Origin of the sequence: Nonomuraea cypriaca (assembly GCF_015645445.1) — a bacterium.
Taxonomy (GTDB): domain Bacteria; phylum Actinomycetota; class Actinomycetes; order Streptosporangiales; family Streptosporangiaceae; genus Nonomuraea; species Nonomuraea cypriaca.
Genome location: NZ_JADOGI010000075.1, coordinates 1 through 21,709, shown reverse-complemented (window position 1 = coordinate 21,709; position 21,709 = coordinate 1). Strand labels below are relative to the sequence as shown.

Sequence of the window (21,709 nt, the reverse complement as noted above, 5' to 3'; positions counted from 1 at the left end):
GTGGGCCGTGGAAGGCCGCACCTACCGCCTGACGGTGTGATCCGCTTGCGAGAGTGGGGCGCGTGGAGGGCCGCGCCTACCGCCTGACGGCGTGGTCTCTTATGAGGCCAGGGTCGTGACTGCGGTGGCCAGGTAGAGGCAGCCGCCGATGGCCACCGCGACGCCTGCCAGCGCGGGCGTCCAGGCCGCCGCGGCGCGCAGCAGTCGCAGGTTCGGGGCGCGGTGGAGCAGCAGCGTGGCCCCGCGCACGGTCACCACCCCGACGGCGGTCAGCGTGACGGCCATCCCCACGCCGAACGCCAGCACCAGCACCACGGCGTCCAGCGCCCGTCCGGTGAGCAGCCCGCTGACCAGCACGATAAACGCCGACGGCGACGGCACCAACCCACCGGAGAGCGCGAGCGCGACAAGCCCCCGCCGCGACCACGGATCCATCACCTGATCACCGCTCTCATGCCCGTGCCCGTGCCCGTGCCCATGCCCATGCCCGTGTCCGTGGCCGTCGTCGTGGCCATGCCCACGGTCAGGACCATGCCGACGGTCAGGGCCGTGCTCGTGGTCAGGGGCATGCTGACGGTGAGGGCCGTGCTCGTGGTCAGGGGCATGCTCGTGAACGTGGGAGTGGTAGTGGGTGCCGTGGTGGCGGAGGTGGCGGTATGTGAGGTGGGTGCCGACGCCGATCACGACGGCGCCCGCGATCACCTGGAGCCAGGCCGTGACCGCCTCGGTGCCCACCGCGGCGCTGCTCAGCCCCACCCAGGCCAGCGCGAGCGCGAGGACCGACACCGTGTGCATCAGGGCGACGACCACGCCGAGGCGCGCCGCGTCACGGTAGCGGCCGTGCGTCCCGATCAGGTACGCCGCCGTCACACTCTTGCCGTGCCCCGGCGCGACCGCGTGCAACGCGCCCACCCCCAGCGCGACGGCCAGCACCAGCCAGAACGCGCCCGCGCCGTCGAACAGCGCGATCAGGTAGTTCTCCTGCCCGGTGGTGCCGTTCATCCGCGCGCGCCCGCGTGCCGTCGCCGGCGTACCAGGAACGCGGCCAGCGCCCCGAGCGCCGCCACCAGCGCGACGGCGGGCACCACGAGCGACACGCCGCCCGCCGCCGACGGGTCGAAGCGCAGGCGCCGGGTGGCGGTCGCCGCGGTGAGCATCGCCTGCGCGGGCGTGGCCGGCGTCTCGGCGGTGAGCACGGTGCGGTACGCCTCATGCAGGTCCGTCAGCGCGTCGATCCGAACGTCGATCTCGACGACCGGGTTCGCGCACTCGAAGCTGAACCTGGCGCCCTCGGCGAGCAACCGCTCCAGCGGCGCCAGCCCGGCCGCGCAGGGCCGTCCCGCCTGGGTCACGCCGACCCGGGCCAGCAGGTAGTCGCGCACGGCGGGGGAGCGGGCCAGCTTCTCCTCGCCGGTCAACGTGGTGTCGGTACCCACGGCGGGATCCTCGAACGCGCCGACCGAGCGGCCGAGCGCCACCCAGTCGTCCTCGGCGGGCATCCAGGCGAGGGTCACCCGCGAGCCCTCCGCGCCGATCCTGGCCGTGGACGGCGGCCCGAACGGGTGCGCCGCCGCGGCCTGAGCGGGCGCGACGACCATGGTGACGAACATGGCGGCGAACATGGTGACGACGACGAGCGGCACGCGGACGCGTGCGATGAAGGAAAGGATCACGAGGCGGCTCCTGCGCCCGGCCCGGTGCGGCCGCAGGGACGCACCGGGCCGGATCATTCGGTCAGATCACTTGGTCACGGTGATGGCGGGGCTGGTGATCTTCTGGTTCTGGCTGTCCAGGTAGACCACGTAGGTGCCGTTCTTCTTGACGAGAACGGGCACGCGGACGGTCTCCTCCAGCCGGCCCAGCTCATCGGCCTTCTCGTAGCCGATCAGCGTGCCGTTCCTGCCGCCGCCCCCGCGGCGCGCGTCGTCGTCGTCCTGCTCGCGCCACCAGACGGCCACCTTCTCGCCCGGGTCGTAGCCGTAGGCCGAGACCTTGACCTGCTCCAGCCGCCGGACCGAGGTCTTGTCGACGGTGACCTGCTCGCCGACCGTGTTCTCGGCGGTGCGGATCTCGTTGACGGTGCGCTCGCCCTTGTCGTTCTTGCGGATGGTGAACCCGTCGTGGTGCTCGCCGTTGGCGTAGCGCGCCTCGAACGTGATCGTGTCGTCCGCCACGTCGATGAGCTGGTAGAGCTGCGTGTTCTGGCTGCTGCTGCGCACCTCGGCGCCGTTGCCCGTCCAGTTCTCGCCGCCGTTGAGCGCGTACATCTTGCCGCCGGAGACCGACACCACGTAGGCCACGCCGTTGTGCACGGTCGCCGACTTGCGCGCCGCGACCTGGTTGCCGCGTCCGTACGAGTGGTCGTGGCCCTGGAGGACCAGGTCCACGCCGTACTTCTCGAGGAGCGGCGCCCACTGGGCGCGGACGTTCGGGTTGTTGCGGGTGCCGGTGGTGGAGTAGACGGGGTGGTGGAAGGTCACCACGGTCCACTTGTTCGGGTTGTCCTTGAGCAGCCCTTCCAGCCAGGTGGTCTGCGCGGCCATCAGCGCGGCGTTGCTCTGGACGTTGCTGTCCAGGCCGATGAAGCGGACGCCCTGGTAGTCAAGGGTGTAGACGGTCTGCTTGAGCTCGGCGTCGCCCGGCCCGTTGTCCGGGTACGGGAACTGCGGCCGCCAGAAGGTGGACAGGCCGCCGCTGTACTCGTGGTTGCCGGGGATCGAGATGTTGTTGACCTGGCCGTCGATGAAGCCGCCCGCCTTGAACCACTGGCCCCACTGCTCCTCGCTGTTGGCGGAGTCGATGAGGTCGCCGGCGTTGACGATCGCCTTGGCCTGCGGCCGGTCGGCGAACGCCTGGCGGAACACGCGCGGCACCGCGGAGTCGATGTAGTTCTGCGCGTCGCCGTAGTAGATGAACGAGAACGGCTCGAAGCCGTCGGCCGCGGTGGTGAAGTCGGTCCACGCGCTCCAGTTGGTGCCGTCGCCGACCCGGTAGGTGTAGCGGGTGTTCGGCTTCAGACCGGTGAACTCGACGGTGTGGTACGTCGAGGCGTACCCGAGCGTGGTGTTCACCGGCGTGCTCGCGATGGCCGGTACGGTGGCCACCGCGCCAGGGGCCGGCGCGACCTGGCCGAGCGCGCGCGGCGCCTCCAGGATCTGGGCCTGGGCGGTGTCCGCGGTGGCCTCGGCCCGCCACGACACGCGCTGGCCGGTGGCCGGCGTGGCGGTCGGGATGAGGATCATGCGGTCCGGGATGGGGGAGGGCTTGTGCACCTCGGCGGCGGGGTAGACCGGGGGCGCCGCCGCGCCGACGGCGGCGGGGGCTAACGCGAATCCGGCGAAGAGTAACGCGCCGGCGCCGATCGCCGCCAGCTTCGCCTGCCGGGACCTGATGGGCCGCGGCTTCCTGGGCTCATTCACTTCTGGCTCTCCATGAGGGGTGCGACTCGCCGGCCCGCGAGCGCGGGCCGGACGCGAGCGAATTCACCCAGGCAGCGTTGACGATCTCCTGTCCGGCGGTGGTCCTGCAGATGAATTCATGATCGTCAATGTGCCGGCCATCCGGTGTTGGCCCGGCGTTTCCCCTGCCGCGCCTACGATCGGCCGCGAATCGCAGGCGAACACGGAGGTGAACGGATGGCGCCGACCGGCCGGGCGGTGACCCGTCGCTGGGGGCTGCTGCCCGCCATCGCCGCACTGGGCACGCTGTTCGTGATGCCGGCCGAGCGGCCCGTGGTCAAGTCGGACACCTTCATCACCGCGGAGACGACCGGGATCCTGCTGATCGAGGGCGGCGAGTGCTTCGGCGATCCTGCGTACTCGCCGGGCGCGGGTGAGCCGATCGTGCTCTACACCCCCTGCGCGGGCGGCGCGGACAACCAGTCGTACGGCTTCACCCACGTCCCCGACGGCCCGTACGACCGGGCGGCGTTGTCGGCGTTCGCCTGGCGCAGCTGCGGCGAGCGCTACACCGAGCTGTGGCGCGGCGGCCGGGACGACCTGGCCTACTACCCGATCATGCCCACCATGGAGACCTGGGCCGACGGGGACCGCGACGTGATGTGCGCCGTCTACCGCCGTACCGGCCGCCTCGCCGGATCGGCGCTGCCCGCCCCGGACCAGGCGCGGCCCTGACCCCCGTGAAGGCGCGGGCGCGTCAAGAGAACGTATGAATCGGTGCTGCGCGCGTCAGGGTCCCGTAGTGAAGGCGCTCTCCTCCGGCCTCGCGGCGCGATAGTGGGGATGTCGTTCCGGGTTGAGGCGATGAGGCGATGAGGCGATGAGGCGAGGAGACGAGGAGACATGGTCACAGGCGTCGGCGAGTTCACCGTCCCGCCCGATACCGGGGTCCTTCTCGGCACGGGGATGGAGCAGTTCCATCATCCGCGGCCCGTGTGCGCGGGGGACCGCCCGACCGCGCAGCGCCGGCGGCTGCTCGCGGGCATGTCGGGACGCGTCATGGAGCTGGGCGCGGGCGACGGGGTCAAACTGACCTGCTATCCGGGGGACGTCGATGAGATCGTGCTGGTGGAGGCCGATCCGTTCCTGCGCGCGGCGGCCAAGTCGGTCGCCGTCGGCGTCACGACTCCGGTACGGATCCTCGACGGCGACCTGGCGCGGCTGCCGGTTCCCGACGCCTCCTGCGACGCCGTCGTGTGCTCGCTGGTCCTGTGCTGCGCCCCGTGCCCGCTGGAGACTCTGAGCGAGGTACGCAGGGTCCTGCGGCCGGGCGGCGAGCTGCGTTTCTACGAGCACCAGCGATCAGACCGCCCGGCGGTCGCGCTGGCCGCCGGCCTGCTGACGCCGCTCTGGTCGCGCCTCGCCGGAGGCTGCCACCCGGCCCGCGACACCCTCGCCGCCGTCCAGCGCGCGGGTTTCGTCGTCAACGCTCTGGACCGGTTCGCCTTCCGCCACGTCGGTCACATCCTCGGCGTCGCCAGGCCCATCTGACGGGCACGGGCGCGAGCACCAGCACGGGCGCGAGCACCAGCACGGGCGCGAGCACCAGCACGGGCGCGAGGACCAGCACGGGCGCGAGGACCAGCACGGGCGCGAGCACCAGCACGGGCTCGGGCCGGCGCGGGAGCGCGGGGCCGCGGTCGCCACCGCCGGAATGCCGCCACATGGCGACTGTTAAGGTGAGGCCGCTGTGTGCCGGAAAGTCCGTCCGGCGAACACGTTCGTGAGCCCGGCCGGAGGCAGTGGTGACCCGTTCGTTGCGGTGCGGCTGATGGGACGCGGAGAGCCGGCCCCATGATCCGCGCGTCCATGTTCGACTGGTTGCGCCATCCCGCCCAGGTCATCGTCCTCGGCTTCGGCGCGGCCGTCCTGCTCGGCAGTCTCCTCCTCGCGCTGCCGGCCGCCACCACGTCGGGTGAGTCGGCGGGCTGGCTGACGGCCCTGTTCACGGCGACGTCCGCGGTGTGCGTCACCGGGCTGGCGGTCGTCGACACCGAGTCGCACTGGTCGGCGTTCGGCGAAGTCGTGATCGCGGGGCTGATCCAGGTGGGCGGGCTCGGGATCATGACCTTGGCGACCCTGTTCACGGTCCTGGTCTCCGGCCGGATCGGGTTACGCGCCAAGATCTTCGCGCAGGCGGAGACCAAGACGCTCAGCATGACCGACGTCCGCTCGGTCGTACGCAAGGTGGTCCTGTTCAGCCTCGCGTGCGAGGCGATCGCCGCGGTGATCCTCGCCGGACGCTTCTTGATCGGGTACGGCGAGTCCCCGGGACGGGCGGTCTACCTCGGGATCTTCCACGCCATCTCATCCTTCAACAACGCCGGGTTCGCCCTGTGGCCGGACAGCCTGATCCGGTTCGTGGCCGATCCGTGGATCTGCCTGACCGTGGCCATCGCGGTGATCGCCGGCGGGCTGGGCTTCCCGGTGGTGTTCGAGCTGCTGAAGAGCTGGCGTCACCCGCACCGCTGGTCGGTGCTCACCCGGATCACCGTGGCTGTGACGGTGGTGCTGCTGGTCGCCGGCACGCTGGTCTTCCTGGCGACCGAGTGGCGCAATCCCAGGACGCTGGGCGCGCTCGACGATCCTGCCAAGTTCCTGGCCGCGTTCTTCACCGCCGTGATGCCGCGTACGGCGGGCTTCAACAGCCTGGACGTCTCCCAGATGTACCCCTCCAGCTGGCTGGCCACCGACCTGCTGATGTTCATCGGCGGCGGCAGCGCGAGCACGGCGGGCGGCATCAAGGTGACCACCTTCGGCCTGCTGGCCTTCGTCATCTGGGCCGAGATGCGCGGCGAACCGCAGGTGAACGTGGGCCACCGCCGCCTGCCCGAGCCGGTCCAGCGCCAGGCGATCTCGCTCACCCTGGTCAGCGTGACGCTCGTCGCGCTCTCCACGTACGTCCTGCTGACGCTGACCCCGCACGGGCTGGACCAGGTGCTGTTCGAGGTGGTGTCGGCGTTCGGCACGGTCGGCCTGTCCACCGGCATCACCGCCGCCACCGGCGTCACCGGGCAACTGCTGCTGGTGCTGCTCATGTTCATCGGCAGGACCGGCCCGCTCACCCTCGGCTCCGCGCTCGCGCTCAAGGAACGCACCCGCCGCTACCAACTGCCGGAAGAGCGGGTCATCGTCGGTTAAGCCGGGTCCGCCGGACCGACGCGCCCGGAAAATCGATTGCCGTGATCGGGAGCCACGGTCAAGGATGACGGCGATGAAAACCACCAGGATGCACCGCGACGAAGTCCGGACCGACACCGCGCTCGTACGCCGGTTGCTCGCGGGGCAGTTCCCGCAGTGGGCCGGCCTGCCGATCGAACGAGTCGACTCCTACGGGACTGACCACGACATCTACCGGCTCGGCGATCACTTGTCCGTCCGGCTCCCACGCATCGCGTGGGCGACCGGGCAGGCCTCCAAGGAGGCGCGGTGGCTGCCGAAGCTCGCGCCGCATCTGCCGCTCGCCGTCCCGGTGCAGCTCGCGGCGGGTGAGCCGGCGGAGGACTATCCCTTCGGCTGGTCGGTGTACGAGTGGCTGCCCGGCGACGACGCCAACGGCACGATCCGCGATCTGGACCAGGCTGCCACCGACCTCGCCGCGTTCGTGAAGGCGCTGCGCCGGGTCGGCACGGCCGGCGCGCATCCCCGCGCCCCGCACTCGCGCGGCGGCCCGCTCGCGGAGAGCGACGAGCATGTCCGCCGGTCGATCGCCCAGCTCGGCGACCGCATCGACGGCGCGGGGGCGCTCCGCTCGTGGGAGGAGTCGCTCGGGGCCCCGGCCTGGGACGGCCCGGAGGTCTGGGTCCACGGCGACCTCCTGCCGGGCAACCTGCTCGTCGTCGACGGCCGCCTGTCGGCGGTCATCGACTTCGGCGGCCTCAACGTGGGCGATCCCGCCTGTGATCTCCAGCCCGCATGGAACGTGTTCGCGGGCGACAACCGCCGGCGCTTCCGTGCCGAACTTGACGTGGACGACGCGTCCTGGCTACGCGGCCGAGGTTGGGCGCTCTCCCAGGCCGTGGCGGCGCTGGCGTACTACTGGGACACCAACCCGGGCATGGTCCGCCAGACCACCCACGCTCTGACCCAGGTCCTCGCCGTCTGACATCACCGATACCGGCTCGTCACCACGGGATAATCGGGTGAATCCGGCTTGGGGCGTTGAGTACTGTTCCAGGATGCGGCAGTGCGGGGAATGCGATCATTGGGAGCCTGCCGGGGCTCCTGACTGCGGGAGATGCGCCGGGATCGTGGACGAGATCGTCGAATCCGGATGGCGGGAGTTCGTCGCGCGGGAGTTCGGCACCGTGACGGCCCAGGAGGAGCGCGGCGTCGCCGAGATGGTGATCGACGAGCCCAACCGGCACCAGTGGCGGGTGGTGGACGCCGCCTACGACCGGTTCACCTGCACCGAGTGCGGCAACAGGCTGAGCCGGGGTCCGGCCGGCTGCGACGCCTGCGACCTGGCCAACGGATTCCGGTACGTCGCCATCGAGATCGACCGTCCCGGTGTCCCGGCGGGCAACGAGCACGCGCTGCGGGTCAACGTGTCCGTGGTGCGCAGGCCGTCGTGGGTCTCGTGGCGTGAGATGCTCGGGCGGCGGCTCCTGCTCCCCCTCCTGCTCGACGGTCATGTGCCCACGACCAGGGAGGCCCAGTCCGCCCGCGCCCTCCTCAACAAAGCGGGCACGGCCGAGGAGCTGACGGAGCTCATCTACAGCACCTGGCGCCGCGACGGGCACATCTAGCCGCCCGACGGTCCGGGGGCCGAGCCGGTCGCCCTCCCTCAAGGCCCCACCACTTTCCGGGCTCCGGCTCGTCGCCCTCCGAGCAGTGTGCGTCCTCCCACACGATCGCCAGGCGGAGACGGTCATTTGGTCTTTGTAGTCAGGTCGACCTGAGGTCGCCCGAGGCGTTGGCGCAGGAGTCGCAGCCACCTGACTCTGCGCCAACAGCATTCGGTCGCATTGCCAGCACTTTCGGTTCCTATAGGATGGTTGCCGAAACTCCTGGTTTCGTCAAGTGTTGATCAGGCCAGATCGGCCCAGGGGGCTGGTGGAGCTGAGGTGAAGAAACGGAGCAGCCCCAGAAGCCGACTGGCTGGAGGGGCGGTCCAGTGGCGTTCGCCCGGGTGCGGGACGGGATCTGCCAGGCGGCCGAGGGCCCACGTGAGGTGGAACCACAGCACGCGAGCTTCCCAGGTACTCATCGAGGTTTCCTCGCCGATTTCCTGACGGTAGCCGTCGAGCATGGCTGGGATGCCGGTGAGGGGCATCTTGGCGAAGTCGACGGCAGGGTCGGCCCATTGGGCATCGCCCCAATCCACGATTCCGTTGAGCCGAGCCGTCTTCGGCGAGATGAGCAGGTTCTGCGGAGCGATGTCGCCGTGGACCAAAACCACAGGCGGGTCCGCGGGGAGATGCGTCGAGAGCCGGTCGAACCAGCCGGTGAGCCAGCGGGCCGCCTCGGCGTCGATCCAGCCTTCCTCGAGAAGACGGTTGGTGAGCGCCCAGGGGTCTGCGGTGCCGTCCTCCACAGGCACGGCAGCAAGGGCCGGTGCGGTGGCCGGGGACAGCCGGTGCAGCGTGGCCAGCTCCCGCCCCACCTGGTGGAAGACCACGTCCGTGTCGGCGGCAGACAGTTCGAGGCGTGCGAGATCTACTCCCTGCGCTCGGGCAAGCACCATGTAGGGCACGTCCACCACAGAACAGGTGTCATCGAAGGTGACGACTTCCGGAGTGCGCACGCCTGCGTGGAGGGCGACGGGGATGACTGCGGCCTCCTTGGCCAAGTCCGGGAGGAATTGCTTGGTCCGTGGGACGCGCAGGACCAGGTCGTCTCCGAGTAGGAAGACGCGGTTGGCCACCCCTGCGGGAAGGGGCCGCACCTGCTCGGCTGTGGTCCCGTGCCGGCCGGCGATGGCGGCCAGTGTTTCGTCGCTCGTCTCGTATTCCACCATGAACGTGCATGCTGACACGGACGGCCGGGACCCGTCTCACCCTATTCGCCAGTGCTGGCAGGCGCGTCGAGCCATCGGCTCAGCGCGGTTGCGGCCTCGGTGATGTCGTCGGCGCCCATCCTCCAGCGCAGTGCGGTTCCTCCCTGCTGTCGGAAGGCGGCGCAGTTGTCCTCTCGGTCATCAATGAGCAGCGCGTCGTGGAAGGTCATGCCGTGCCGACTCAGCCAAGGCCCGAAGAATCCGACGGGACCCTCGCTCTTGAGTACTGCGACGTCGCTGGAACAGATCATGTCGTCGCAGAAGAAGGCCCACTGAGCCAACGTTGCCGCCGAACGGTGGCCTGCCGGGCGCCGGGTCTTGCGTACCCGCCTGAAAGTGTCGGCGAAGCAGTCCATGTTGTCATCGCCTCCGGCGCCGCTGCTGGTGTGGTCGCCGTGCATGGCGTGGATACTCACGCACATGTTCTTGCCGAAGACCTTGACCGGGCCCGCGTAGTACTTGAACGCGTGTCTGGAGCCACTGAACATGACAGTGGGGCCTGCGGCTGACCTGGGCACTGTCATTTCGACGGGTGTCGAAATACCAGCATTCGCGTCATCGAAGTTGACAGTACCCAGCCGAAGATCATGCGTGCGTGGGTTGAGGGCTATGGCTCCAGGCTTCGAAGTATCTGGCCGAAAGTTGCTGGCGGAGCCTCCAGACGGGTGTCTCTATCCGTCTCCTCGCGAGCGGCAGCGTAGGAAAGTTCGGATGCGGCAGACCCGTCGAGCCATCGGCTGAGCGTGGTTGCGGCCTCGGTGATGTCGTCGGCGCCCATCTTCCAGCACAGAGCGGTTCCTCCCTGCTCTTGGAAGGCGGCGCAGTTGTTCACTGAGTCATCAATGAGCAGCGCGTCTTGGAAGGTCATGCCGTGCCGGCTCAGCCAAGGTCCGAAGAATCCGTCGATCCCTTCACTCTTGAGCATTGTGACGTCGCTGGAACAGATCATGTCGTCGCAGACGAAGGCCCATTCGGCCAACGTTGCCGCCGGACGGTGGCCTGCCGGGCGCTGGGTCTTGCGTGCCCGCCTGAAAGTGTCGGCGAAGCAGTCCGCGTTGTCGGTGGACACGACGATCGAGGCACGTGTCTTGATCTCGCGGAGCATCTCGAACAACGGAACGTTGACCCGCATCCGGGCGCAGTCGGCCAGTAGCCGGCGCTGGAGGAAGTCGCCGCGGAACCGGCGGTCCAGCTTGATGCCCATGCCTGCGATCACCTGAGCGGAGGACACCTGACCCTTCATCCAGGCGTGAGCTCCGTCGCCGGTGAAGATCAGCGAAAGGCTCTCCACCAGTTGCGAGTGAAGCGGATGCCGCGTGTTGTCTCGGATTGACGCCCAGAAGGGGTCGCAGGAAAGCACACCGTGCCAATCGACGAACACCACCCTGTTCGGGAACGGCACTGGCTTCATCGCTTCGGTTCCTTCCGTTGGCAAGCACGTTGCGGGGGCCTCAGTGAGCCTGAACGCCGTGCGTTTGAAGCCGAGAGATGATCAGCTCTCGGAGCTCGCGTTCTTGGACGGCGGCTTCGTGACGCCCGGTGCGATCGGCGGCTGCCGCCCAGCGTTCGAGGACATCGATCGTGAGAAGCCACTGGGCGATCGTGAGCTTGGGTTTCACGATCTCGTCCGGCGGCGGCCATGAGCCGGAGCCGGGAACGCCGGGTGTCCAGCGGAAGATCTGATCCAAACCGGCCTGGCGGATGCTGCGCGCAAGATCGGCCCGCTGGCGATTGCCGTTCACCGTCTCGACGCTGGCGTCATTGTCCATGGATGCGTCGATGAGTCCCCACTGGCGCAGGGACATTGCGATGATCAGGCCGACACTCATGCGGGCATGGTGCCGAGATCAGGAGGAGCGGTCAAGGCGACGGTCGGAAAGGCTCCGATGCTCAGCTGTGTGTCAACCACGATGAGTCACTGAAGGGACGACCGGACGCCTGCGACGGACTGCCAGGGGCGAATGCCTTCGCCAGCCAGGAGCAGCGCGGCCTCGGGCAAGTCCAGGTCGTCGACGGTTTCGGGTGGGTGCAGGTGGTGGGGTGCGCCCGGTTCCCAGAGTTGGAGGGGTTTGAGTGGGCCGGCGTCAAGCACGTTGATGTGGAGGTGGCCGAGCATGCGGTCGGTCAGAGCGACATTGTTGCGCTGTTCACAGAATTCGTGCCAAAGGGTGCCGGCCCAGGGGTCGTAACGGCGTTGGTCCATGAAGCAGCGCAACCCGTCCAGAAGCGTGCCGCCCAGGCAGATCTCATCAACGATGAGCATCCCGGCGGCGGTCAGCAGAGGTCCTGGCTGGTAGAAGGTCAGTTCGCGGCAGCGCTCCCGGGCGGAGTATCCGGCGCTGAGGGCGAGCTGGTCGCGTAGGTGGCAGAACTCGTGGAAGGTCCACCACAGGTGGGCGTCGGTTCCGGTGGGCAGCATCTCCGGGGTGCCCAGATAGATGGCCAGGCGAAAGAGCACTTCGTAGAGTTCCCAGAAATCCTTGGTGAGCTCGAATGGACCATCCCGCGGGCGATGGAGGCGGGCGCGAAGGTCGTGCTGGATGGTGAGGAGACGCTCGTCGCCGAGCTTGTGGCCGGGCAGCTGCGCCAGCACCTGGCGGCAGTTGCGGGCACCGACGATGCGTCCTTGCGGGCCGAAGGGGCCGTTGCATTCGCGCCGGTAGCGGGGTGTGTCGCCGACGCTGATCCGGGTGTGGCAGCTCGGGCACCAGCCGACCAGATAGACGCGGTGAAGAGGGCAGACCACCGTGGGCAGCAGTTGCCAGGCGATGGGCCAGATCGGGTCGGGCCCTGCCAGGCAGCGGGGGCAGACGGCCGCGGTTTCGATGCGCCAGGGCCAGGGGCGCGCGGTGGTGATGCCGGTCCAGCTGTGGGTGATGTAGCGGCCGCCCTGGCCGGGCAGCAGCATGGCGGTCATGGCGCGGGCGCGCAGGCCGGTGGCGTCGCGCAGGTTCTCGAAGACGTACTCGCCATCGTGGATGGTGAAGAAGTCCTCGCCCAGGGTGTAGCGCTGGGGCGTGTAGGAGGGCAGACCGAGCAGGGACGTCATCGTGTCGCGGTGGCTGTGATGGGCCTCGACCAGGCGGAAGAACCAGGAGTGGAACGCCTCGCCGTCGGCCGGCGGCGGCACCAGGCCCAACCGGCGCAGCAGCGGCCGCGGCGGCTCGGCCAGCTCAGCGGTGTAGCGCGGGATCATCCGGTGCCCGTCTCCTGGCTGGGCGGGGGCGGGGCGCTTTTGGCCCGGCGCTTGGCGGCGGTCTGACGGCGGGCTTTGGTCTTGGCGTAGTCGACCTCGTCGTCGTGGCCCAGCACCACCCGGTTCATGACGTCCAGGGTGAGCGCTTCGACACCTGAGTCCATCGCCAGGTGGGCGGCGTCTTTGAACAGCATGGTCAGCCCGCCGATGTAGCCGGAGGTGCGTTCATGCAGATAGCGCCAGTGCTTCAGGGTGAGGGAGCCCTGCGGGTGATCCAGCAGGATCAGATTGCTCTCGAAGTGACGCACCAGCGACATCCAGGTGCGCTGCTGCGCCGCGGTGGCGATCGGGAAGGGCGCCAGGTGCTGCAGATCGGCGAAGCGGGAGCCGAACTGCCCGGCCCGGCCGCGCTCACGCGCGCCGGGGGCGGTGCCGGCCTTGCCCGGACGGGTGCGGGGCGGGGCCCCGTCGCTGAACAGGTTGCCCTGCTCCAGCAGGATCCCGGCGCCGACGATGGTGACGGCGGCGTGGTTGGCCAGGTTCTTGATGTGGTCGTTCATTTCCTGGCCCTCGTCGCGGAACTTGTCCAGCATGTGCAGGTCATCCAGCAGGAGCAGCTCGGCGCCGCAGGCCTCCATCGCATCCAGCACCGGATCGGTCAGCGTCCACTTGTTCGCCGCCCGGCCGGGGTTTGGGACGTGCAGGAACTTGCCGACGGCCTGGGAGAGCATGCCGGCGGTGGCGCCGGTGCTGACGCTGACGTAGATGACCGGCACCCGGTCGCCGAAGAAGTCGCCGCGAAACTCCGAGGCGGAGATCCCCGGCGGGGGCGCCCAGCCGGGGTGGCGCTCACGCCAGGCCAGCTCATATTCCTTGCCGATCATCTTCAGCAGCGACGTCTTCCCGCAGTGCCCGGGCCCGTTGATGATCGCACTGTGGTAGGTGCCGTCCTCGCTGTATTGCCCCTGGGTCAGTTTCGGCTTCAGCACCGCCAGCACCTGCAGGATCTGCGGATGCTTGAGGAACGGCGGGTTGGCGTTGCAGCGCCGGCGCTGCTCATCGAACGGGCCCCGGCGTTCGTCGGGCCAGTTGCCGTACTCGCTGCGACTGACCAGTTCCGGCCGCGGCGGCGCCTGGCGAGCGCAGAGCTCGCGCCACTGCTCCTTGGTGCGCGGCTGCGCGACACGCTTGCTCATGCCGTGTTGTTCATGCGCTGTCAGAACCTCGCGGGGGTGCGCCGGGATCCCAGATCTCGAACTCCTCCAGCTCGCTCAGGTCCACCACGACCGCGTCCCCCGCATCGTCCGGGTCTTCTGCCTGGGCGGGCGGGACCAGGGTCAGTGCCGGAGGCGGCTCCTCCTGGTCACCGAACTGGGCGCGAGCTTGATCACGCTTGATGGCGCGCGCGTCCTCCCTGGCCCGCACCAGCTCGCGGCGGGTGCGCGCGGTCGCCGACTCCGGGGCGTCCATCCGGCGCTGCAGATCCACCAGGGCCTCGGCGATCTCCTGCTGGCTCGGCTCCCGTAGCCCGCCGTCGCGCAGCAGTTTGCGGGCTTCTTCGACCATCCGCGCGGTGAACGGGATGGCCGGGTCCGGCAGATGTGTCCAGAACAGCACCTGCCAGGCATTTTCGAGGAAGATGAACACCCGGCTGGGGTCGCCCGGGTTATAACGGATCGGCCACTTCCGGCCCTTGCCCGGGACGGGCGAGATCGCCCGCCGGTAGCTGTCCAGGATCGGATCGTCGTAGATGAGGTAGTCGAGCTGCATCCCCTCCGGGCGGATCGTCCGGTATTCGATCGGCAGCCGCTTGCAGTAGTGATGCGATCTCGGTGGGCAGATGATGTAGCCGTAGCGGGCCACCATCAGGCTGTAGGCCCGGTTCGGCGACATCTCCAGCTCGGGAAAGCCCGGAATGATGAGCCCGGAATGCACCCGCCGCTGATAGATGGCCACCACGTACTCGGCGAAGAACTCCTCCAAATCTTCCAGGCTCCACCGGGCGGCGTGCTCCACCAACCGGCCCCGACTGGCGGTGTCCGAACCCTTGTAGCCGGCGACATGCTTGGCGAAATCTTCACGGATCGTGCCGAAGGCGCGTTCGATATTGGCCTTGTCGGTGGGGTTGGCCTTGCGAGCCAGCCCCAGGTTGATGCCCAGATCCAGACAGGCCTCGCGCAGCGCGTCGGACAGGTTGACCTTGGCGTGGTCGACCAGGATCGTCTCCGGCCAGATCACCGGCCGGGCCGCGGCCAGCTCCAGCCGCTCCTCCATGTCGACCTCGCGGGTGATGGGCAGGCGCAGCATCCGGTAGGCCAGCGCCTGCTTCCAGCCTGGCCGCATCGGCTCCGGGGTGACCGCGTCGTTGAGCAGCATCACCACGTCGACCGCCCGGGTGTCGCCGACCGTCATCCGCCAGGCCAGCAGCGTCCGGGTCGCAACATCGATCGCCAGCACCAGATGCACCTTGTGGGTGACGTCGCCGATCGGGTCGTAGGCGATCACGTCCAGCGGGGTGGCGTCGATCATCACCACCTGCCCCGGCCGCACCGCCTCATCCGGCCGGTAGGAACGCTGCGGCCGCGCCGCCGCGCTGCGCCGCGACGGCGCCCGGCCGAAGGTGTACTGACCCGGCAGCAGCACCTCGACATAGCGGGCGATGGTCGAACCCGAGGGCAGCTTCACCACGCCCGGCCCGTGCTCATGATCCAGCCGATCCTGCAGCCGCCGATAGAACCGATTCAGGCCGCCGGTGGAGTCTTCCCGTTCCCCGACCCGATGCTGGGCGAGGATCGCATCCAGCACGCGCTGATCAGCGCGTGCCAGCGGATTGCCAACCTCGGGGCCGCGCCCGTCGACCAGCCCTTCGCGCCGCGCGGCGCGATAACGTCGCAGTTTGCGCCACATCGTGGCCGAACTCACTCCCAGCTCAGCCGCCTTAGTCTCTAAACGATCACTCAAGTTCGGCACCAGGACCGGATCGTAAGGCGGGCGTGGCTCCCCCGGTTCCGCCCGTTCCGACTCGCCGCTTCGGTAGCCCTTCCACATCTCGTTCAGATGCGCTTCGAGGTCCCGCACCGCTGCCGCCTTGTCGTCAGACAGAGCGTCCAGCAGCGCCCCGGTATCGACGTCGGGCGAGAGCAGCTCGACGGAACTTTCGCTCACCAGCCGAAAACCAGGCGCCGCCGCCAAGGCCGCGATGTAGATGGTTGTCCACTCCCCGGCGGCCGACCGTAGGTGAACCTGGCCGCCACCGTGACCGACCACCTGGTGGCGTTCGTCGTTGAAACACACCCACGTGCCCATCACCAGTCGCCGACCGGCCGCCTCGACGTCTTCGCTCACTGCCGTGCCCCAGCATCACTGTGCACCGCTGCCCGAACCAAGCTGGTGTCCTCCAGCGGGCGGGTCAGGTCCACCGCCAGTTCGCCGGTCCAGCACAGATGCAGCACGACCGCGCGAGCCACCAGCGGTTCGGCGGCGAAGCTGACCAGCTGCCCCAGCGGCACCGGCTCGCCGGCCAGCGACAGCAACTGCGCGCGGTAGTCGCTCACCCCCACCATCTCGCGGCGATAGCCCGCCAACGCCAGCACGTTGATCGTGCGCTGCCGCCCAGGCGGCTCGCCGACCAGCTCATAGCCCCAGCCCGCCACCGCGCAGCAGGCCGCGACCCGCTCAGCGGTCAATCTCACCTTCGGGTCGTTCAACCGGCCGGGGTTCTTGACCTCCATCACCGTCGCCGAGCCGTCCACCCGGCGAACGAACAGGTCCGGCGTGGCCTTCCACGCGCCGCGATCATCCACGCCGGACAGCTGCATCGGCTGGCCGGAGAACCCGGTCACCTCGGGATCGAAGTCCAGCATCGTCATCCAGACGCTCTCCAGATACGACTCGCACTCGATCATCCGATTCGTCGTGGACGACCAGTGCGTACTCGGTGTGTGCGCCTGATCAGCCCGATGCGGGATCCGCCGGATCGCGCCGCAGTTCTCGAACGCCACCCAGGCGGCAGCTTCCAACGAGCACCGCTCTTCCTGCCCATCCGGATGCAGAAAGCGCACCTGGACGCTGCGTAACTGAAGGTCGGCAGCCTTCAACGCGCCTCCCGAGACCGTAAGAAGCGGCTGCTCGCCTCCATGCAGAGCGTCGGCACGCCGAGCAGAACCGTGTGACGAAGGTCACGGTAGCGCTCCGTGGTCGACTTCGTCATCACTTTCCCGGCCTAAGCACCTGAAGCCAAGCCCGTCAGGCTCACAACCATCGAGCCACCACGCTTGCCTCGCTCACAACCGGCGAGCTTGCCCACCGAGCACGGCCTCCAGGGCTGCTGTGAAAACCGCTGGCAGATCCATCCGCGTCAACGGATCTGGCCGCCGCTCCTTCCACCGAATCCGCGCGGCGCCAGCCAGTGGCATCAACCGGGCCACCAACGCCGACTCCCCTTCCGCCGCTGCCACCTTCAAGGCCACCGCCAGGAGTCCCGCGGCCACCAACGCCGTCCGCGGAGCCATTCCGAAACGGCCCGCTGGCCCCGCCCGGTTCCGCCGGCGCCCAGCAGCGGCCTCTGCGGCCAGCGCGCCCAGGCCATCCGCAGTCGCATCCAACAGGGGGAGAACCTCCGGCACCCCCAGCCGGACCAGCATCGCCGTCGCTTTCAAGGCCGCGAACCACTGACCGGCACTCACCACCTGGCCCGCGAACAGCGCGGGCTGGCGGCGCATCGCCACCTCCAGTACGAGTTGTTGCTGATCAGCGAGTTCGCCACTCACCGCCCTCGTACTGATCTGTGGGATCGGCTGATCGCATATGGCCCCGCTGAGGAGCGCGCCGCATTGCAACGGTGCCGGCATCCGTGAGCGAGACAGACGTGCCGGCTGGCCGGCTGGCCCCCGTCGCAGGGAAACGCGGCACTTCGGGCAGAGATCCACCAGCAGCATCCGATGCTCGGGACAAACCATGGCCCAGCCCAGCTTCCACCAGACCGGCCACGCTCCGCCCGAAGCCGCCAAGCACCTCGGGCATGCCCGGCTGCCGAAGAACTGCACCCACTCACGGCCCTCTGCCAGGCGGACTGAGTCCTTATCCCCCACGCGGACACCTGCCAGCTCCACAGCCGAGCCGTCGAACACCTCCAGGTGCATCCCACGCACGACCTCGGCACTCACGCCTGTGGCAGCCCAGATCGCCCTGCAAGTCTCCGGCGTCACAACAACGCCGTACGCCAGCGAACGGACCTCACCTGACGCACGTACATCCAGCCCCAACGCCTCGGCCATCATCCACAGCGGACACCCGTTACGCACCGCCATCCGATCAACCCACGAAGCGAACGATTCACCGGGCTGCGGCTCAACCACCAGTGCCAGACGCCGAGGGAGGCCAACTGTCATCTTGAGCTCTCACTATCAGGCCAACTATCAAGAACCGTGCCGAACTATCAACTTGAGCGGCGCCAGACAAACGCGCCACGTTCCTTGTCATAGTTGACGAATGAAATGAACGAACTTTTAATTCGTGCATGGGGCGTATCGCGGGCGTCACCGCCGCCGAGACCCGTGAGCGGCTGCTGAGGGCGGCCGCCGACGTGTTCGCCGAGCGCGGCTACGACGGCACGCGCGTCGCCGACATCGCCGCCGCCGCGGGGGTGAGCAACGGAGCCCTCTACACGCACTTCGGCTCGAAGGCGGACCTGCTCGTGGCGGCGCTGCGCGCGCACGGGCGGCGGCTGCTGGCCGGACTGCTCGCCGCCGACCCGGACCGGTCGGTCACCGAGACGCTCCTGCTTCTCGGCCGCTGGCTGCCGCGCCGTCGTGACGCGCCGGGTTACCTGATCGTCGAGGCGCTGGTCGCCGCCCGCCGCGACGAGGACGTCGCCGGCCCGACGCGCGACTACTTGGGCGAGCGCGCCGACTGGATCGCCGAGCTCGTACGCGTGGCCCAGCGCGACGGCGAGCTGGACCCCGCGCTGTCCCCGGCCGCGCTGGCCCACTTCTGCCTGCTGCTCGCCACGGGCAGCGCGCTCGTCACGCCGCGGCTGCACGCCGTCGACGAGGCGCAGTGGTCGGCGTTGCTCACCCGCGTCGTGGGCGCCCTCGCCCCACCGACGTCATCACCAGAGCGGAGCACCACGCAGTGAAAGTACGCATCGATCCCGAACGCTGCCAAGGTCACGGCCGCTGCTACGACCTGACCCCTGGCCTGTTCACCGAGGACGACGAGGGTTACGGGCAGGTCGTCCGCGACGGCGTCGTGCCGCCGGGGGAGGAGCGGGCGGCACGCCTGGCCGCGTCCAACTGCCCCGAACGAGCGATCGACATGAGCGAGGAGGCGTGAGATGACCGTTGACGATCGCTTCGACCCGGAGTCTCAGGAATCGCAGCGAGAGGACCGGCCCCTCGGCACGCGTAACGAGATCATCACCGGCCCGGTCTCCGACTGGGCGACCGACTTCTCCCATCACGAACCCGAGTGGGCGGCCGACCCGTACCCCATTCAGGATGAGTTGCGGCAGCGCTGTCCGATCGCACGCACCGAGCGGTTCGGCGGCGGCTGGCTGCCCACCCGTTACGAGGACGTCGCGGCCATCGCGTACGACACCGAGCGCTTCTCCTCGCGGTCGATCATCATGAGCAACTTCAGGCCGCCCCGCGAGCTCGCCCCGATGGGCGGCTCGCCGCCGATCTCCTCCGACCCGCCGTTCCACCACGACGCGCGCAAGCTGCTGCTGCCCGCCTTCACCAAGAGCGCGGTCGTCAGGCGGGAGGCGGCGACCCGCGCGTTCTGCCACCAGCTCATCGACACGATGGAGGGGCAGGACGTCGTCGACGCCGCCCGTGACTACGCCCAGCACATCCCGATGCGGGTCATCGCCGACATGCTCGGCTTCCCGCCCGAGGACGGGCCGCGGTTCCGGGTGTTCATCGAGAGCGTGCTCGAAGGTGTCAACCTGCCGCCGGACGAACGCGTCGAGCGGGTGGAGAAGCTGTTCGACTACCTGCTCGTCCAGATCCGCGACCACGTGGACGATCCGCGTGACGACCTGACGACCTACCTCATCAACGCCGAGCTCTACGGCCGCAAGCTCGAGCCCTCGCACGTGGCCGGGACGATCGCCCTGCTGCTCATCGCCGGCATCGACACGACGTGGAGCGCGATCGGCGCGTCGCTGTGGCACCTGGCCAGGACGCCGGCCGACCGCGAGCGCCTGGTCGCCGAGCCTGGGCTGCTGCCGGCCGCGATGGAGGAGCTCCTGCGGGTCTACGCGCCGGTGACGATGGCCCGGCTGGTGAAGGAGGACATGCGCTGGAACGGCGTCGACATGAAGGCCGACGACTGGGTGCTGCTGTCGTTTCCCGCGGCCAACCGCGATCCGGCGCAGTTCGACCGGGCGGCCGAGGTCGTCATCGATCGCGAGGTCAACCGGCACGTCGCGTTCGGGCTGGGGATCCACCGCTGCGTGGGCTCGCACCTGGCGCGCATGGAGTTGCGGGTCGCCCTGGAGGTCTGGCTGGAGCGGATCCCGAGGTTCGGCCTCGCTGATCCGGCAGCGGTGACCTGGGCTCCCGGGCAGGTCCGCGGGCCGCGTACGCTGCCGCTGCGCATCGGCTGACCCCCGGCGAAGAAACGGGCCCGCACCCTGTGTGGGTGCGGGCCCGAATCACGATCTGCGCCGGGTCAGGCGGCGACGATGTTCTCCGCCTGCGGGCCCTTCTGGCCCTGGACGACGTCGAAGGACACCTTCTGACCCTCGGTCAGCTCACGGTAGCCGCCGTTGGCGACGATGTTGGAGTAGTGGGCGAAGACGTCGGCGCCGCCGCCGTCCTGCGCGATGAAGCCGAAGCCCTTTTCCGAGTTGAACCACTTCACGGTGCCAGTTGCCATGTCTATCTCCTTCAAATGTGTGCAGAAATACGAGTCCGCACCCTTGCGAATCCGTGTCGCCGCGATGAGCCCATCCGGAGATGACCGGCAAAACATAAACGCGCCTGAAGAGCAAACTCTGTCAGGCGCGCACAAAGTCTTTTATGGGTACCACAACTGCAACGCTTGAAAGGCTAGCACACCTCCCTGGCGCGTCGTGCGGTGGCCGGAGGCTGGTCTGCGCTCCCAAAACGGACATACAAAAGGTCCTCGGTATAACTGCCGCCGACGGCGGCCTCAGCGGCTGCCTCGGGGAGGCCACACGGAGGCCGCCGCGTGCTAGCTTGATGGCGTTGCGGTTCTGGACCCATGAACTCTGTGCGCCTGACGGCTGCGGCCCCGGGCGCATTTCTGTTTCACCGGTCGTTGCCGGATGGGCCATAACGGCGACGGGGGAGCCCGTGACGTTCGGGTTCCCGCTCTGCGCCGGATCGAAAGGGATCGACATGGCGACCGGTACCGTCAAGTGGTTCAACTCGGAAAAGGGCTTCGGCTTCATCGCGCAGGACGGCGGCGGCCCCGACGTCTTCGCCCACTACTCCAACATCGCGGCCGAAGGCTACCGCGAGCTGCGGGAAGGCCAGAAGGTGAGCTTCGAAGTGACGCAGGGGCAGAAGGGCCCCCAGGCCGAGAACATCGTGCCCGCCTGACACCCCTCGCGCGACCCCTCGGCGGGCCGCGGACCACCTCCCACCGCTGTCCCCGGGCACGCGGGCGTGCCCGGGGGAGCGGCCGATCATGAGTGGTGGTCAGAGTTTGAACAGCTTGGCGTACGGTGCGGTGATGCGGTGGGTCTCGGCACCGAAATCGACGAGGACGGCGACACCTTCCTCGACGCCGATGACCGAGCCGAGGCCGTACTTGTCATGACTGACCCTGTCCTGCAACGCGAAGTTTTCGACGGGCGGCGCGGGTACCTCGGGAACGTTGAACGGGCTTCCAGGCAAGCGCTGCCGGGCCGCGGCTCGTTTTGGCCTCATTGGAGCAGTATGCGCCCTCCAGAGGGCCAACCTCAATCTTTCACGATCTTGAGTGGGTCTGTTCCGCCTCTGGTTGATCATGGTTTAGGGCGCCGTCAGGGTTGACGAGCATGCCGGAAGCCCGGCGGGGCGCGCCGGTATGGGCCCTGGTGTCCCC

23 protein-coding genes and 1 pseudogene are annotated in these 21,709 nt (G+C 68.9%); 9 read left to right on the top strand and 15 right to left on the bottom strand.

Translation table 11 applies throughout. The features are described from left to right. Positions 1 to 99 precede the first annotated feature (99 nt). The 3 genes from ITP53_RS24280 to ITP53_RS24270 all read right to left on the bottom strand — a co-directional run bounded on the left by ITP53_RS24280 (position 100) and on the right by ITP53_RS24270 (position 3,419). Positions 100 to 1,002 carry a nickel/cobalt transporter gene (locus ITP53_RS24280; RefSeq protein WP_195897742.1) on the bottom strand — a complete coding sequence of 301 codons (903 nt, stop codon included), beginning with the start codon at positions 1,000 to 1,002 and terminating at the stop codon, positions 100 to 102. Then, positions 999 to 1,673: a hypothetical protein gene (locus ITP53_RS24275; RefSeq protein WP_195897741.1), complete on the bottom strand. Its 675-nt coding sequence runs from the start codon at positions 1,671 to 1,673 to the stop codon at positions 999 to 1,001. The genes ITP53_RS24280 and ITP53_RS24275 overlap by 4 nt, the downstream gene beginning before the upstream one ends. Before the next feature lie 66 nt (positions 1,674 to 1,739). Next, the gene (locus tag ITP53_RS24270) at positions 1,740 to 3,419 is read right to left on the bottom strand and encodes a metallophosphoesterase family protein (RefSeq protein ID WP_328815587.1); all 1,680 of its coding nucleotides are present in this window, start codon (positions 3,417 to 3,419) and stop codon (positions 1,740 to 1,742) included. Between the two features lie 216 nt (positions 3,420 to 3,635). On the opposite strand from ITP53_RS24270, the gene ITP53_RS24265 reads away from it, so the two are divergent. The 5 genes from ITP53_RS24265 (at position 3,636) to ITP53_RS24245 (ending at position 8,206) form a co-directional block, all read left to right on the top strand. After that, positions 3,636 to 4,133, top strand: coding sequence for a hypothetical protein (locus ITP53_RS24265; RefSeq protein ID WP_195897740.1), 498 nt, complete (start codon positions 3,636 to 3,638; stop codon positions 4,131 to 4,133). Between the two features lie 168 nt (positions 4,134 to 4,301). After that, the gene (locus ITP53_RS24260) at positions 4,302 to 4,949 is read left to right on the top strand and encodes a class I SAM-dependent methyltransferase (protein WP_195897739.1); all 648 of its coding nucleotides are present in this window, start codon (positions 4,302 to 4,304) and stop codon (positions 4,947 to 4,949) included. 303 nt (positions 4,950 to 5,252) lie between these two features. After that, positions 5,253 to 6,599 carry a TrkH family potassium uptake protein gene (locus tag ITP53_RS24255; RefSeq protein WP_195897738.1) on the top strand — a complete coding sequence of 449 codons (1,347 nt, stop codon included), beginning with the start codon at positions 5,253 to 5,255 and terminating at the stop codon, positions 6,597 to 6,599. Positions 6,600 to 6,672: 73 nt separating this feature from the next. Continuing rightward, positions 6,673 to 7,563 carry an aminoglycoside phosphotransferase family protein gene (locus ITP53_RS24250; RefSeq protein WP_195897737.1) on the top strand — a complete coding sequence of 297 codons (891 nt, stop codon included), beginning with the start codon at positions 6,673 to 6,675 and terminating at the stop codon, positions 7,561 to 7,563. 145 nt (positions 7,564 to 7,708) lie between these two features. After that, positions 7,709 to 8,206: a hypothetical protein gene (locus tag ITP53_RS24245; protein ID WP_195897736.1), complete on the top strand. Its 498-nt coding sequence runs from the start codon at positions 7,709 to 7,711 to the stop codon at positions 8,204 to 8,206. A 281-nt stretch (positions 8,207 to 8,487) separates the two neighbouring features. Here the strand turns inward: ITP53_RS24245 and ITP53_RS24240 are convergent, their stop codons facing one another. The 10 genes and pseudogenes from ITP53_RS24240 to ITP53_RS61215 form a co-directional block, all read right to left on the bottom strand. Then, positions 8,488 to 9,417: a phosphotransferase family protein gene (locus ITP53_RS24240; RefSeq protein ID WP_195897735.1), complete on the bottom strand. Its 930-nt coding sequence runs from the start codon at positions 9,415 to 9,417 to the stop codon at positions 8,488 to 8,490. Between the two features lie 41 nt (positions 9,418 to 9,458). Then, on the bottom strand, positions 9,459 to 9,944 hold the full coding sequence (locus ITP53_RS24235; protein WP_195897734.1) for a hypothetical protein: 486 nt from the start codon (positions 9,942 to 9,944) through the stop codon (positions 9,459 to 9,461). Positions 9,945 to 10,063: 119 nt separating this feature from the next. Next, positions 10,064 to 10,867, bottom strand: coding sequence for a hypothetical protein (locus ITP53_RS24230; protein WP_195897733.1), 804 nt, complete (start codon positions 10,865 to 10,867; stop codon positions 10,064 to 10,066). A gap of 40 nt (positions 10,868 to 10,907) precedes the next feature. Further along, positions 10,908 to 11,285, bottom strand: coding sequence for a hypothetical protein (locus tag ITP53_RS24225; protein WP_195897732.1), 378 nt, complete (start codon positions 11,283 to 11,285; stop codon positions 10,908 to 10,910). Between the two features lie 86 nt (positions 11,286 to 11,371). Then, positions 11,372 to 12,652 (bottom strand): TniQ family protein, encoded by a 1,281-nt coding sequence (locus tag ITP53_RS24220; RefSeq protein ID WP_195897731.1) that lies wholly within the window; start codon positions 12,650 to 12,652, stop codon positions 11,372 to 11,374. Further along, positions 12,649 to 13,848, bottom strand: a complete 1,200-nt coding sequence (locus ITP53_RS24215; protein WP_195897730.1) for a TniB family NTP-binding protein — start codon at positions 13,846 to 13,848, stop codon at positions 12,649 to 12,651. Before ITP53_RS24215 ends, ITP53_RS24220 begins: the two co-directional genes overlap by 4 nt. A 10-nt stretch (positions 13,849 to 13,858) precedes the next feature. Continuing rightward, the gene (locus tag ITP53_RS24210; RefSeq protein ID WP_195897729.1) at positions 13,859 to 15,997 is read right to left on the bottom strand and encodes a Mu transposase C-terminal domain-containing protein; all 2,139 of its coding nucleotides are present in this window, start codon (positions 15,995 to 15,997) and stop codon (positions 13,859 to 13,861) included. Continuing rightward, the gene (locus ITP53_RS24205) at positions 15,994 to 16,671 is read right to left on the bottom strand and encodes a TnsA-like heteromeric transposase endonuclease subunit (RefSeq protein ID WP_195897728.1); all 678 of its coding nucleotides are present in this window, start codon (positions 16,669 to 16,671) and stop codon (positions 15,994 to 15,996) included. The genes ITP53_RS24210 and ITP53_RS24205 overlap by 4 nt, the downstream gene beginning before the upstream one ends. A gap of 264 nt (positions 16,672 to 16,935) precedes the next feature. After that, positions 16,936 to 17,421: a hypothetical protein gene (locus ITP53_RS57830; RefSeq protein WP_236051141.1), complete on the bottom strand. Its 486-nt coding sequence runs from the start codon at positions 17,419 to 17,421 to the stop codon at positions 16,936 to 16,938. A gap of 171 nt (positions 17,422 to 17,592) precedes the next feature. Continuing rightward, a pseudogene (locus ITP53_RS61215) lies at positions 17,593 to 18,042 on the bottom strand (TniQ family protein); the annotation flags it as partial. A 128-nt stretch (positions 18,043 to 18,170) separates the two neighbouring features. Between ITP53_RS61215 and ITP53_RS24195 the strand changes: the two are divergent. Genes ITP53_RS24195 through ITP53_RS24185 form a run of 3 tightly spaced genes read left to right on the top strand, consistent with a single transcriptional unit; the run spans position 18,171 to position 20,261 of the window. Next, positions 18,171 to 18,788 (top strand): TetR/AcrR family transcriptional regulator, encoded by a 618-nt coding sequence (locus tag ITP53_RS24195; RefSeq protein ID WP_195897726.1) that lies wholly within the window; start codon positions 18,171 to 18,173, stop codon positions 18,786 to 18,788. Beyond that, entirely contained in the window at positions 18,785 to 18,985 is a 201-nt protein-coding gene (locus ITP53_RS24190) for a ferredoxin (RefSeq protein ID WP_195897725.1), read from the top strand. Before ITP53_RS24195 ends, ITP53_RS24190 begins: the two co-directional genes overlap by 4 nt. 1 nt (position 18,986) lies before the next feature. Beyond that, positions 18,987 to 20,261, top strand: coding sequence for a cytochrome P450 (locus ITP53_RS24185; RefSeq protein ID WP_195897724.1), 1,275 nt, complete (start codon positions 18,987 to 18,989; stop codon positions 20,259 to 20,261). Positions 20,262 to 20,326: 65 nt separating this feature from the next. Here ITP53_RS24185 and ITP53_RS24180 read toward each other — a convergent pair whose 3' ends face one another. Then, the gene (locus ITP53_RS24180) at positions 20,327 to 20,533 is read right to left on the bottom strand and encodes a cold-shock protein (RefSeq protein WP_139637865.1); all 207 of its coding nucleotides are present in this window, start codon (positions 20,531 to 20,533) and stop codon (positions 20,327 to 20,329) included. A gap of 485 nt (positions 20,534 to 21,018) precedes the next feature. On the opposite strand from ITP53_RS24180, the gene ITP53_RS24175 reads away from it, so the two are divergent. Further along, positions 21,019 to 21,222 (top strand): cold-shock protein, encoded by a 204-nt coding sequence (locus ITP53_RS24175; protein WP_195897762.1) that lies wholly within the window; start codon positions 21,019 to 21,021, stop codon positions 21,220 to 21,222. 99 nt (positions 21,223 to 21,321) lie between these two features. Here ITP53_RS24175 and ITP53_RS24170 read toward each other — a convergent pair whose 3' ends face one another. Beyond that, positions 21,322 to 21,552 (bottom strand): hypothetical protein, encoded by a 231-nt coding sequence (locus tag ITP53_RS24170; RefSeq protein ID WP_195897723.1) that lies wholly within the window; start codon positions 21,550 to 21,552, stop codon positions 21,322 to 21,324. Positions 21,553 to 21,709: the final 157 nt, after the last annotated feature.